Annotated in this window: 8 protein-coding genes; 1 reads left to right on the forward strand and 7 read right to left on the reverse strand. The window is 61.1% G+C overall.

The window, feature by feature from the left end; all coding sequences use genetic code 11:
- Window positions 1-39: 39 nt before the first annotated feature.
- The 7 genes from B015_RS32280 to B015_RS0123050 all read right to left on the reverse strand — a co-directional run bounded on the left by B015_RS32280 (window position 40) and on the right by B015_RS0123050 (window position 11,095).
- Window positions 40-855: a hypothetical protein gene (locus B015_RS32280; RefSeq protein WP_157632816.1), complete on the reverse strand. Its 816-nt coding sequence runs from the start codon at window positions 853-855 to the stop codon at window positions 40-42.
- Window positions 856-1,365: 510 nt separating this feature from the next.
- Window positions 1,366-3,021, reverse strand: coding sequence for a DNA-directed RNA polymerase (locus B015_RS0123015; protein ID WP_026227624.1), 1,656 nt, complete (start codon window positions 3,019-3,021; stop codon window positions 1,366-1,368).
- Complete coding sequence (locus B015_RS33920; protein WP_040456359.1) at window positions 2,969-4,051, reverse strand: hypothetical protein; 1,083 nt, start codon at window positions 4,049-4,051, stop codon at window positions 2,969-2,971. The genes B015_RS0123015 and B015_RS33920 overlap by 53 nt, the downstream gene beginning before the upstream one ends.
- 71 nt (window positions 4,052-4,122) lie before the next feature.
- Window positions 4,123-7,899: a hypothetical protein gene (locus B015_RS31465; protein WP_018430102.1), complete on the reverse strand. Its 3,777-nt coding sequence runs from the start codon at window positions 7,897-7,899 to the stop codon at window positions 4,123-4,125.
- A gap of 30 nt (window positions 7,900-7,929) precedes the next feature.
- A complete protein-coding gene (locus B015_RS0123030) occupies window positions 7,930-8,544 on the reverse strand; it encodes a hypothetical protein (protein ID WP_018430103.1) in 615 nt (204 codons plus the stop codon).
- A gap of 1,152 nt (window positions 8,545-9,696) precedes the next feature.
- On the reverse strand, window positions 9,697-10,104 hold the full coding sequence (locus B015_RS33415) for a hypothetical protein (RefSeq protein WP_198292875.1): 408 nt from the start codon (window positions 10,102-10,104) through the stop codon (window positions 9,697-9,699).
- Window positions 10,105-10,528: 424 nt separating this feature from the next.
- Window positions 10,529-11,095 carry a recombinase family protein gene (locus B015_RS0123050; protein WP_018430107.1) on the reverse strand — a complete coding sequence of 189 codons (567 nt, stop codon included), beginning with the start codon at window positions 11,093-11,095 and terminating at the stop codon, window positions 10,529-10,531.
- Window positions 11,096-11,944: 849 nt separating this feature from the next.
- On the opposite strand from B015_RS0123050, the gene B015_RS0123065 reads away from it, so the two are divergent.
- The gene (locus B015_RS0123065) at window positions 11,945-12,604 is read left to right on the forward strand and encodes a hypothetical protein (RefSeq protein ID WP_018430110.1); all 660 of its coding nucleotides are present in this window, start codon (window positions 11,945-11,947) and stop codon (window positions 12,602-12,604) included.
- Window positions 12,605-12,609 lie beyond the last annotated feature (5 nt).

Raw genomic sequence — 12,609 nt, forward strand, 5'->3', positions numbered from 1 at the left:
TGCCATGGCGAAGTTCCCTAGGTTCACGATTACGCGCACCTAGGATTTTGCAGGTTGAGAGCGCACTGACTTCTTTTCCAAGAGGGACCGCATGTTTGATGTAAATGATCGCGCAGCCGTCCGCGAAATGGCAACTTGCGTCGCAAGGAATACCAAAATCTCCCGGACCTCCATTGCAAGCTCTAGGCATCGTTCCTCACTTTCCGCATGGAGCCCCTCGCTCAGCGTTTCGTGAAGCGTCTTCAGCGGATTCATGCCCTCGGGCCTGAGGATGGGTGGAAGCAGGTCCTTTACGATCTCGATTTTCTCTGCGGTGACCCGTGTTCGGGAGGCGGACGAGAGCGCAGCCAGATACTTTTCCCTTTCCTCAGGGCCGATCAAATCGGCAACGTCGGCCAGTAAGGAATCAATTATCTCTTCAACGATGCGCCGATAGTACGCAAAAGCGCCAATTCCGTAGCCTTGAGACTCTGACACCAGCGCCCTGCTGAGATAGTCCTTGTGTGCCCCCAAAAGCGTCTCAACAGCTGGGTCCCCCTTGACACTCCATGCGGGGAGTTGGCCAATCTTCATAACGGAGCGACCATCTTTAGCCACCTTGATCATGAAGTAGATTTCGAACTCTTGGCAGCCAACGCAGGCATACTGCAGCCGGTAGACCTCTCCCCAGGTTTCGGCATTCACGATGCGGCCAACCTCAAAGTACTCATTGAGCATGACGAACGTCTGCTCGGATTTGCAGTCCGGGCAGTGGTGGTTGATTCGTGGCCTGGGGATGTCTTCTGCGCAATTAGGCACCAACATAGAGAAGCGCCTATAAAGCGGAAATTCTTGTAGAAACTCGCGACTTGGCATCGATCCTCTCCCCTAGCTTACTGTTAGTCTTACCAAAGAGCCCTCCTGAGGAAAGCCCCAATGTCGGTTGGTTCGCGCACACCGTTTCGCGGCCCCTATGCGCAAGGTGACCTAGAAGCACGCCACCGATGGTATCTCGCGCGGGAGGGTTTGCTGTGGCCATTCTTGTGCTCGCCCCTGTGCGCCTGCCTAAGGCCTTTCTCTATCGGTCGGTATCCTCCCCCTCCCTCCCCTAGGCCCCTTGATGCCCGCAGAGTGCTGCCATTGGGCCAGAGGGGTGGTCAGAAACATGGTGCAGAGCCGGAGGGTGGGCCTAGTGGTGAACCCGAGGGAATACCATGCGGGTGGGCATTGAGGTGGCCAAGTAGGAGGCTTGGAGGACAGACCTAAAGGAAGCCTGCCTCCAACTAGCCAGCATCACGGGAACCCAAGGGAGCGCATGGAGGAGGGCCACAAGATCGAGCATCAAGTGACCTTCCGAGGGTGATGGGGAGGCAGGGGTCTACATCACTATAGGCAGCCCGGAGGCCCCCCCTGCACATAGTATGGGCTATTAGGATCGGTCAGGCGAAGAAGTAGTCGCTCTCCAGTACAAGGCTCAGGTCCAGCCGCCCTTTCTCCAGCGGTTCGGGCAACATTTCGTCCGCCTTTTTCGCTGGCTTCAAGCGGGTCCATGCCCTCGGTCACCACAAGCCAGTCCACCAGCACCCTTTGGCAGTCCGCCCGGAAGTTCGCCAACACGTCAACTTCATGGGTTGCCACGAAGGCCTCACGCAGGAACACCGCGAGCGCCCCCATGTTCGCCGCGTGGGTTCCGTAGGCATCATGCACTGAGGCGAACTCCTCAATGCCCGCCTTGCGGCAGCGGCCGGCACAATCCACCAAGCACGACGCATCAAGCGAGTGCGTGAAGTTGGGCGCTATGCCCTGCGTCTGCTCCTTGGTGGAGAGCTGAGCTGTCTTCTCGTTGCGCGTCACTACAACCCGCTCGCCGTCGAGCATCAGCTCACACTTGATGGAGCGGTCCAGGCCGTAGAAGTGACGGACGACGAAGCCCGAGGGCACCGTCCAGTAGATCGGCTGGTTAGCTACAGCGACCGCCTTGGCGCAGTCCTGAAGCCACTTCATCACGGCCATAGCGCTGTGGACCACCTGATTGACGGTGTCCCAGAGGTGGGCCGCAAGGAAGACGATGCGCTTGGTGCGGAGGTCCCGCTCCAGGTCGTCCAGCTTGCGCGGCTTCTCGTCGCCATCAATGAGAGCCACGCCGTTCGCCTCGAAGACTGCGAGCTGGGCGGCGTTGGGCATCTCGTCGTCTGAAGGCTCCGGCGCTGGGTCGAACTCGTCCAGCCATTTCCGGGTGTAGGTGAAGAAGCTGTCCTTGGTGCCGCCATACGGAAGCACCATGACCTGCCTCTTGGTGAGGGTGCGGGGGAGATTGCGGTCACACAGCTCCAGCCAATAGGAGGCTTTTTCGCCTTCTATGCCGCCCGCCGCCTCGATGCGCTCAAGGGTGTGCTGTAGGCCGAGCACGGCTTCCTGCGCAATGCGGTCGGTCTCTGTCTCCTCCTCACCGTCCTGCAACGAGGTGCCGGTGGCGACCACCTTGTAGATATCCTGCGGCCTGTCGCTCGGGATGAGGTTGACGTACCGACCCGCCACCTCGTCACGCAGGATGGCGCTTAGGTGCTGGATGCCGTTGCAGGTGCCGTCCACCATCACCGGGAGCTTGGAGATGAACCCATAGCCCTCGTTGAGGAAGTCCACCCACTCGAAGATGGCGGCGAGCGCCTGGAAGGGCTTGTCCACCTTGTTGGGCCCCTCGGTGACCATCCACTCCGTGTTGGCCATGGGGTCCTCCGCGATGCGCCGCCACTGCGCCTCACGCTCTTCAACCCACGCAATGCGCTCCTCAAAGGACACCTTGTCGTTGCCCCATGAGTTGGCCAGTTGGATTGCCAGCCAGCCCGAACCACCATTCTCCTCGGTGATCGGAAGGCCCTCCGCAAAGGTCAGTAGACCCCGCGCAAGGTCGGAGCCTTGGGGCTGCAAGAAGTTGGGGATGGGATAGATGCGCCCACGGAAGTCCAGCATGTGCGGGAAGTAGATGGCGTCAAAGCCAGCGTACTCCTGCGCGACAAGGATCGTGGTGGAGGTGGCCCGCATCTTGGACAGGCGCTTGGCGTTGAACCTGTAGACCGGGGAGGCCTTGCGCTTCCACGCAACGATTTCCTTCTCGGTCTGGGGGTCTGCGGCCGGGCGAGGTGCGCCCAGCTCTCGGGCCACCTTGCAGGCTTCCGCGTGCTCCAGCATGCGGGGTGCGAACGTAGGGCGTCCAATAGCCCCCCCGCTCGGCGCACGTGTTGCGCCAGCGTTTGGGTGGCATAACGGTAGGTCTATGCTCTGGCGAGCCGACCTCGGCAGCATCAAGGGCATTGCTCAGCCACTTGGTGAACCCCTCCTTTGCCGCAACTATGAGCTGGGGACCCTTGAACCTGCCACGGCCGGAATAGGTGTGGTTCGGGTCGGGCTGAAGCTCAAACCATCCGGTCTTGCGGATTAGGCAGTCCAGCAATGCGACCCCAACACGAAAGCGAACGTCTTCGCTCCACGGGACCCACTGGAGGGCGGTATCACCCAGCGAAAGCAGGTGATTGAACCTGTTGATGTTCACGCGGCGGCGATGCGTGGGAGTGGATTTGTTCTTGTCCATCTCCTCCCGATAGTGGTGATACAGGGCGGGCTCAGTGGCCTCCCAATGCCGGACCTGCTGCTCGTGCTCGGCGGTGTACCCGATTTCCATTGCCACCCCGACCAACTTGCTACCGTCCCGGGCGATGCCGTTGAGAACGGTTCGCAGGGCAATTAATGCTGCAACATGCGGGTCCATCGCCTTGACGTAAGGAAGGGCTATCGGCTTCACGCCGCGCGACCTCTCCACGTCCTTGACCCATGACTTGATGGCGTCGGCTACACCAGGCAGCCAGTCAGTGAGCAGACCCCGCACGGCGTTTATGCGGGTCATCTGGCCACGGCTCTCTGCGATAATCACACGGTCGCGCATCTTGTCAGCGCCAGCCCGCATCATACCGCGTTCAAGCTCAACCTCCGTCTCCCACATCGGGTGCAACTCGGGGGCGTCCCCGGGCGTCCACATGGGCAGCGGGAGATGGGAAAGGTTGGCATGGATGTTCATACGGTCATTCTCCATTTGTGGTGTCAGGAGGGTGGAGAGCCGCGCCGACGCGGTGCGGCCCTCATGCCGTCTCAGAGCTTGCCTAAGTCCACCCCGAAGGAAGACCCCAACTTCTTCATTGGGCTCTGCTGCCCGGCTGCCGCCTTGTTGGCCTTCCATTGGGCACGGACCTTAAGCTCATCGGCGCGGAACGCATCGCGGACCACGGGGTCTCGCTTGAGCATTTGCTTGGCTCTCTTTCGGTACGCATCGATAACAGGATGAAGCAGCCACAGCTTGGTGCCCTTCACGTCCATTGGGCCGTCTGGGGCAAGCTGATAGGTTCGCGAGGCCATGCGCTTGGCGACCATGGCTTTTAGTGGCAGCCCCTTGGGAGGGTGCCCGGCCAACTGCTGATAACGCTCGTAGGCGTTGCCCCCGTCCGACAGCGTGAGGTCCCGGAGGTCTACGCCATCATGGACGGGCTGAGGTGCAGTGATCGCCACCCCCGTCTCGACCAACAGACGTTGCATCTCGCGGTCCACGAGCTGGTCCTCGTCGCTGGACCACAGGCCGACACGGCGCAGCGGGTCACCCCACGCGTTGTAGCGGGCAGGCAGGTTCTCCGAGAGCCCCGGGATGGTGGCCATGAGCTTGTCCGTAAGCTCGCGAGCCTGCCGGAGATGTGGGTCAGGGTTCATCTGGCGGAGAGCGCCGGAGAACGGCACAAAGTTGGAAGCTGTGTTGTTCGCCCATGACTTGAGGCGATTGCCTTCGGGCTGCATGAGCGCCTCAAGCACCTGCCCCACACCCGTGAGATAGGTCTTGTCGGTGAACTGTCGGGACACAGCGACCAGCAACCCACCTATAGCTGCGCCTAGCTCAGGGGTCTCCTCTCCCTCTAGTGCATACAGCGCGTCCATAAGGTCGGCCATGATGCCGAAAGGCAGGACCATGGGGTCCATCCGGTCTAGCGGCACATAAGTCTTGGAGCCCTCGGCCTGCTCAACGACAAGTGAATAAGGCTGCCAGCCGGTGGCCTTAAGCTCCTGAGCCATCTTGTAGTCTCGTGGACCGCCCCCGGTAATTGTCCCTTGCGAGACGAGGAAGGCGGCAGAGCCCATGAATAGACCCCCCATCATCATTTGGCCTGTAGCCTGGGCCTTAAGCTCCGGCCCCATGGCCCCCTTGAGCATCTCGCGGTACTCCTGCTGAAGCAGGTTGAGCCCCGGGGTCAGCTTCCAGCCGTACCGCATGATGTTCGTGGGCGTTTTCACGAAGGGCAGCATGAGGCGCATCCACGGGTGCTGCTCAACGCCCGACTGGACCCACTTGCCGAGAGTGTTGGGAAGGAGTTCCTGTTGGAAAGTTGCCACCTGGGCTTCCCGCAGGGCCTCCGCATCCAGACCCCGCCCCTGCTCATCAAAGGCCACGTCGAGCTTGCCCCGGGCGTAGCTCTTGATGAAGGCGGCCAGCTCATCGCCCGCCAAGCCAGCCCCTACGCCCTCCTCCATGGCAGCAACATGGGCCCGAGCCATCACCTTTGAGCGATAGACTGTCTGCTTGACCGCCTCATCCACGAAGCCGAGTGAGCGGGTCGGCAGCCCGACACCAGCCGCCGCCACCCTTAGGGCGTTGCTCAGAATGTTCCCCGGGCTGGTCCACGGCTTCAGCTTCCCGCCTGCCATCGCGGCCCGAGCTGCCTGGTTGCCCCGGTAAAGCTCGGTGGCATGCGGAGCCAACACGCTGTCATTTTGGAGGAACGCTTTTCGAGCCAGCCCGAAGCCCTCCACGAAGGCGCTGCCGAGATAGACGTATTGCTTGAGGGACTCATTGAAAATCCGCTGCTCTTGGTGCTGACCGCGTGCCGCTCCCAAGGCCGACCCAAGGACCCGCTCCATGGGCCGCAAAGTCACCATCATGGTGTTCGTGACGAGGTTGGTGAGGTGAGTCTTGGGGCCGGACACCAGATTGTTGATGAGGAGGAAGCTGCCCCAATCCTGTGTCCTTGCCCACCAACCCGGATTGACCACCTTGGCCATGTTCCGGGTGTTGCCCTCGGTAGCGACAAGCACCTCCGTAAGCTTGCCCGCTTCCATCGCATTGAGCGCAACAACAGCCTCGGGGTCCACCTTGAACTCCATCCGCATGCGGCGCATGGACCGGCCCGAGGCAGAAGTCATGCTCCTCGCTGCGCCGTACACCGAGGCAGCCAAGGACATGCGCTTCTTGAGTTCCGCCTGGGCCGCCACACGGCTGCCGAACTCCGCGAAGTCGCCCATCTTGATTCGGACGGCGAGCGCGTAGGTGTCCTGAAACATGCGGTTGGAGACGAGATATCCAGCCTCCATCTTGGCCACCATTGAGGCAGCCTCCTTGCCCGCCTGCTGCACCATGCCGATGACCTGGGCGGGGTCGGAGTTGTACAGCCGGGCCATCTGATGGGCGACCTTGGAGAGCTTCTCATCACCCACCACAGCGCCGCCCTTGAGCCTGTCCAGGCGCTCCTCTGCGACATCCACAACGCGGGCCATGAAGTCGTCCACGTCGCTGGGCATGTTGAGCTTGGCGTAGGGGACCCCCTCGCCTCGGCCGAACACATGGCCGCCCTCAATGGCATCATACCAGCCGCCGAACTTCTCGACTGCATCGGCATCGGCTTCAAGGCCCTTGAGGACCTCCTCGGTGTTCTCGTCGGAGAGCCGGATGCGGGGCTGGGCGGGACCCGTTACGACATCGTCGGCGGCTTTGGCTGCTGCGGTGCTGGGGACGATCTGGGCTGGATCGGGGGAGCCGCCTGCTGGAGCAACAGCGGGATCAACGCCAGAAGCGAGGCCCGAGGGCTGCCCACTATCAACGCCACTCGGGGTGGCTGCTTGTTCTCCATTCGGAATGCCTCCTGTTGACTCAGGGGAGCCCGTGGGGAGGCTTTGCGCCTCTGCTGGTGCCACTGACTCATCCACCGCCGTTGCCCCTGTAGGAGCCTCAGCGCCTTCCTCTGCGGCCTGTCGCTCAATGGCCGCAGCCTTCTCCGCCTCCAGCTTGGTGATCTCTTCGCCCGCCTTCTCGGCATCCCCCATGCGCAGCCATTTCCACGCCTTGGTGGAGGCCATGAAGGTGCCCAAGATGGTGGCGTCTAGGCCAATGCTCTCAAGGGCGGCCTTGATGCGGCCCTCGGCGGCACTGTCGTTGGGATCGGCCGCGAGCCACGCATTGACCGGGTTGGCCATTGGCGTCTCTTGGATGAGGTTGCTGAGCCGCTCCTCGTGGGGGTCAAAAGCGATGGACCCGGCGAGTGCCGCCTTGGCAACTTCGGCCGTCTTGGGGGCTGCCGAGATGACAGCGCCGAGCCCCTTTCCGAACCACGGCAAAGCCTTGGCCACAGAGGACACCTTGCCCAAGCCGACCATGGCGATGGCAAACTGGCCGATCCCCGAGGAGAACCCGGTGACCAAGCTCTTGTCGTCAAGCTGCTTGTCGCGGGCCTCAATGGAAGTCCTGAAGTTTGACTTCTCGCTTTCCATGGGCTCCCCGAAGAGGAAGTCCTTGGTTTCGAAGACGCCCTTAAGGGCTCCCGTGAAGCCGGCTTCGAGCAGGTCCGGGGTGCCTGCCGGGGCTAGAGAGCCTTCGGACTGGCGGAGGGGGTCCCGTTGCTGGGCCGCCACGAACTTCTCGACGCCGGCCCGAGCTTCAGGGCTGTCCGTAAAGGACTGGGGGGCCTGCTGTAACGGCGGAGCCTCCTGCTGGACCGGCACTTGGTCGGGGGCTTGGGTGGTTGGGGTCGATGGGGACAGCTTGCCCTTGAGCTGTTCATCACGAATGCGCTCATCAGCGCGGCGCATAAGCGCCTCGAACTCTTGTTGGTCCATCGCTTCGATGTCCTCAGATGATGGTGCGGGCTAGGCGTCGATGCCGTCGCGGAGCCTATCGACTTCCGCAAAGAGGGCTCGGATGTTGGCCAGATAGGCAGGCACGTTGAAGCCGCGCGGAGCCCTTTGGTGCGCCTCCCGCTCGACATGAAGCATTGCGACTGAACGCGACTGCCGCTCCGGGTGGCCATCGGCTTCCGTGCGGGTGCTCTCCGGGCTGTAGTCGTGCTCCAGCCACAGCGGCTTTGTCATCTCCCGGCCCTTGGCATCAAAGAGGATGCGCCGGATGGAAACCAAGTGCCCCGGCTCGGCAGGGAATGACATCTTGGCGTAGATGCTAGGCTGTTTTGCGTGGTTGGAATTGGTCACCACACGGATGCCGCCGAAGCGGGTCATTTCGTAGAGGGCGGCGATAGCAAAGAGGTTCACCGTTACGGTGAGCAGATGCTTGCGCCCGACCAACACAACAGCTTCCGTTGGCTCGCCTCCCCCATCAAATACCGGGTCGGTGCTCAGCAGTTCAATCCCCTTGACCCACGTTGGGCGGACCTCAAGGCTAAATATCGCCTTGGCTTCAAGCTTCACACGCTCCGGGGTGATGAGTGGAGAAGCAGCAAAATGGGCAGTTCTGTTGGCTCTGGCCATTATCCTTAGGTTGACAAGCCCAACATGCGCGTTGGGCAACTCCTGCTTACTACTATCCAGACAGCAAAGTCAAAGTAAATCTACACTAAGTGCGAATCTTAACGTGAGGCATTTTATAAATGTCATACAAAGCTCTGGAATTGAGCTTGTTATTCTTCCATGCGCCGAAGCAAACACCCAACATGGGGCCATCCCCTGCGCCCAACCTAGAAGCCAACCAGTTCCGCAGGCAGTGACTCTAGACCCTGTAGGCGAGAAGTAGCGAAGTCGCCAAAGTGGTCGGCGTGGTAGGCACCTACGTAGGCGTGGACTAGCGTTCGCACGCAATCCATAAGCGGAACCCAGAGGCCGTCCTCAGCCTCCACTGTTATATGTCCGAAGGCATCTCCGAGTGCAGAGCTGCCGCATTCCATAGCGCCAGCCGCAGCAGACGGCCGGAAGTAGTCAGACCCAGCCTGAAACCTAACCGTGTTCTTGTCACGCGGATTAGCGGAGTGCTTGGCCCCGTTGGCCACGGCTCTGACCACCCGCGCGGCTGCGCCTGCCCTGCGCTCAACAGCAGCCCATGGGTTTGTCGCGCCTGCCGCCTTCAAGTAGTCGCCAATATGGTGCGTGACGATGGCCGCAAGATACGCCTTGCGGCGCGACTCCGGGTCGTCACGGCTCTCCGAGATTGTGGGGAGGACGATCTCCTCCAGATATTGCAGTGGCGTCACTCTCCCGCCCTCCTCCGCGCATGCCGCCCCTTGCTGTAGCCGTAGCTGACTGCTGGGACTGCCTGCGTTAGCTCATGCCCACAGAATACCATGACCCGGATTGACCCCGCAAGGACTTTGTTCCTACTTTGTTCCGTGACGCCAGCTATGCGAACTGTAGGACAAGCCGCTCGCCACGTCATGTTGCTGCGCGTCGAGCGCCAGTGCGGAGCTACGGCTTACTTCATGGCCACGGACGTGGAGATGATCACTGGGCCGGGGCGCGGCATCCAAGAGGTGCGCTTCGGGTGCAAGCGGTGCCTCTACAGGCCCGCCCGTGTTGTGCCCTTCGAGGTTGACCGCGACAGGCTCCCGCGCATCATGATCTACAGGCCATTTCGGATGGGGAGTGGTGGCCCGATCATGTGGGCGCTAAGGCGCTTTCGGGGATAGGCGCTCAGGTGACAAGCGACTTGAGAAACGCTTCCACCACCTTCTCTGCCATCGGGAGACCGCGCTCCTTCGCTAGGCGATTTAGGCCAAGGAGCATCCTTTTGATCCGCCCGGGGCTGGGCTGGTGGTGTTGCCCCTCGCGCTCTGTAGAGACAATGGCGTCTTCGATTTCCGCTCGCTGGTCAGCCGTCAATGGCGCTTGGGAGACCTCCGCGCGGACGGACTCAAGGACCTGTAGAAGCCCGGCCACATCAATTCCGACACCGGCCTTCAGGCCCCCTTCAATCCTCTGCGAGTTGCCATCCCCCACCACGACAGCTGCGGCCCCGCCTCGGTTATCGATGCTCACTGTCGGTCCGGTCATGGTCACCCCTTCCGAAAGCCCAAGGCGGAGGTCTGCGATAAGTCCCATGCGGTCAGCCTGAAGCGCCAGCCTAAGTTCGGCAACGTCCCTGGATAACCAAGAGGCATCGCGTCGGTGGAAGGCCCCACCCGAAGCGGGAAACTCCTCGCATGCTTCCCGGGCCATCATTGCCAATACTTGGTCTAGTGAATCCGCATAGTCGTGGGACGATGGACCCGCCAGCCGCACAATGACACCGCATGCTTCTTGGCAAGCCGACCTGTAGTGTTCCCGTATCGCATTGGCAGTGAGGGAGTAGAACCGCGTACCGCCATAGACCCCGTTGCCGCTGGCATCCAGTGCAAGCCACCTGAGCGCATCCGGCAGCCTATCAAGTTGCCTCCGCGCCGCTCGCACCGCTGCCTGCAAGTATTCATCGTTCATCACTGCAAGATAGATCGCAGCACGAGCAAATGCACGCACATGCGGCAGCTCAACCGGAGTTCTCCGCAACTATCCTGAATACACTCGCGCGACTTATGCCTAGCGCTTTGGTGATATCGTTCGCAGACTTCCCCTCTGCCCGCATCTTCATCACCTCCTCAGCCTTGCGCCGGGCCGTGGGCTGCCTTCCCGCATACTTTCCCTCAGCCTTGGCTTTGGCGATGCCTTCACGCTGGCGCTCAAGCATAAGCTCGCGCTCGAACTCCGCGATTGACCCCAAGAGATTGACCATGAGCTTGCCGGTTGGGGTGGAGGTGTCTAGGCTCATCGACATGATGCGAAGTCCCACGCCCTTCTTGGCAAGGACGCCTTGGATTTCCACGAGGTCGGCCACCGAGCGGGCCAGGCGGTCCAGTTTGGTGACTACCAGCGTGTCCCCCTCACGGACCCACTCAAGAGCTGCCTCTAGCTGTGGCCGCTTGGCAGCCACAGAGGAAAGCTCCTCGCGGAAAACCTTGGTGCAACCGTGCGCCTCCAGGTCTCGAAGCTGGGCTTCAAGCCCGGCCTTCTGGTCGGCGGTGGAGGTGCGGGCATAGCCCACTTGTGTCGCGCTCATGTCTGCCACCACGGTTTGCTGCTAGGTGCCTTCATGTTTCTCATCATTTCTCGCCGCGCTTCGGCGTTGTTGGCGCTCCCAAACACTTGCGGCTCGTACTCCCAAAAAGCCTCCCAAACCTCAATATGGTTATAAGGCAGGAACGCAGCGTCGTGCCAAATGGCCTGCTTTCCGCAATAGAGCGTGGCCAACATTATGGTCCCGAACGCTCCGCCCTCGGGGGATTTGGAGCTGAACCTTAGCTTGATCCCTCGGACAGGTCGGGGAGCCTCGTTATTGGCGGACATCGCGCGGTCCTCCATCCAAGGCCACACACATGCCCGGCTCTTGCTCGTCCAAAGTGGGAAAGCAGATGGCAAGCGCAATAGCAGCCCGGTCCGGCTTCACGCGTTGCCACGTGTCGAACGCAGCCCGCACTAGCGCCTCCGCATAGAATGGGGTCACCAGCCCAACCACCATGGCCGAGCGGTCAACCTCAAGCAGACGCAACGGGATGAACCATTGTGGGCTCTCGCCACGGTAGACCCCATCCTCCACCTCGGAGAACATCGTGTGAAAAGGAGGGAGGCGAGAGGGTGTTGGCTCGGGTGCGGTCTCTGGCGCAGGAATGTCAAAGCGAGCCTCAAAGGTGAAGTGCCTCCGGGCTGTGGCAGGAACTAGGCGTAGGTGCTGCATGGCGGTCTCCTTTGGTTATCCATGTGAGACTATTCTGAGAGACCATCATGGGAAATGTCAAGAGACTATTTGTATGAGACTATTTTGAGCGGTCTTGGCAGGACTCACATGGGCAAGGTCTAGTGAGACCACGACGCCCTGTGGCATACATGGCGAGGTGGAGGTGCATAGATCATGGAAACGGGAGACTTGGCCACCTGGGTCGCCTCGGGTGCAGCCGTTGTTGCGGTCATCGTTGCGGCATATGAGAGACTTCAGGCGAACAAAGCAGATGCGCAGCGACAGGTGCTTGAGGCGCAACGCCAGGCGCTAGAGGAGAGGAACGCCGAGCTGGTAGCTCGGGCAAACCGCCTCAAAACGCGAGCTTGGGTCGATTCGCATTTCCAAGCTGTGCAGCGATGGGCGGAGGATGTCTGCCTAGCGATGTCCGAGGGCCGCCACTTAGTCGGCAGTGAACGAGAGTTCGCCGCCCAGCGCTTGACCCTCATGGCTCGACTGAGCAGCCTGATTGATACTGGCCGATGGTACTTTCCAAACACGCATACAGAGATGGTCGGCACCGAGAAAGAGTTCGCTTACCGGGGGTTCCGGCAGCCAGTGCTTGACTACGTAGTGCACGCATACCGGACACTGGAATCCAGCCACCCAGCAGAGGTGGTGTGCCACGAGTTGATTTCCTGCCAGCGACAGTTCGTTAGTGACATACAGCAGGTTATCAACCCGCGCCGACGCGAGTTGGAAATCGAGCATTATCTCAAGCAACTGCCAGAGCTAGACCGACAATTGCAGCCGACGACACCCCCACGGGGGGAAAGCTCGCCGCCGCTCCCATGAGATGC

The sequence above is a fragment of the Hoeflea sp. 108 genome, from assembly GCF_000372965.1.
GTDB lineage: Bacteria > Pseudomonadota > Alphaproteobacteria > Rhizobiales > Rhizobiaceae > Aminobacter.

Coding starts and splice junctions, on each gene's coding strand:
- B015_RS33415 (WP_198292875.1), bottom strand. CDS start 10,104: ATGGGACTTATCGCAGACCTCCGCCTTGGGCTTTCGGAAGGGGTGACC.
- B015_RS31465 (WP_018430102.1), bottom strand. CDS start 7,899: ATGGACCAACAAGAGTTCGAGGCGCTTATGCGCCGCGCTGATGAGCGC.
- B015_RS0123050 (WP_018430107.1), bottom strand. CDS start 11,095: ATGAGCGCGACACAAGTGGGCTATGCCCGCACCTCCACCGCCGACCAG.
- B015_RS0123065 (WP_018430110.1), top strand. CDS start 11,945: ATGGAAACGGGAGACTTGGCCACCTGGGTCGCCTCGGGTGCAGCCGTT.
- B015_RS0123030 (WP_018430103.1), bottom strand. CDS start 8,544: ATGGCCAGAGCCAACAGAACTGCCCATTTTGCTGCTTCTCCACTCATC.
- B015_RS32280 (WP_157632816.1), bottom strand. CDS start 855: ATGCCAAGTCGCGAGTTTCTACAAGAATTTCCGCTTTATAGGCGCTTC.
- B015_RS33920 (WP_040456359.1), bottom strand. CDS start 4,051: ATGAACATCCATGCCAACCTTTCCCATCTCCCGCTGCCCATGTGGACG.
- B015_RS0123015 (WP_026227624.1), bottom strand. CDS start 3,021: ATGCGGGCCACCTCCACCACGATCCTTGTCGCGCAGGAGTACGCTGGC.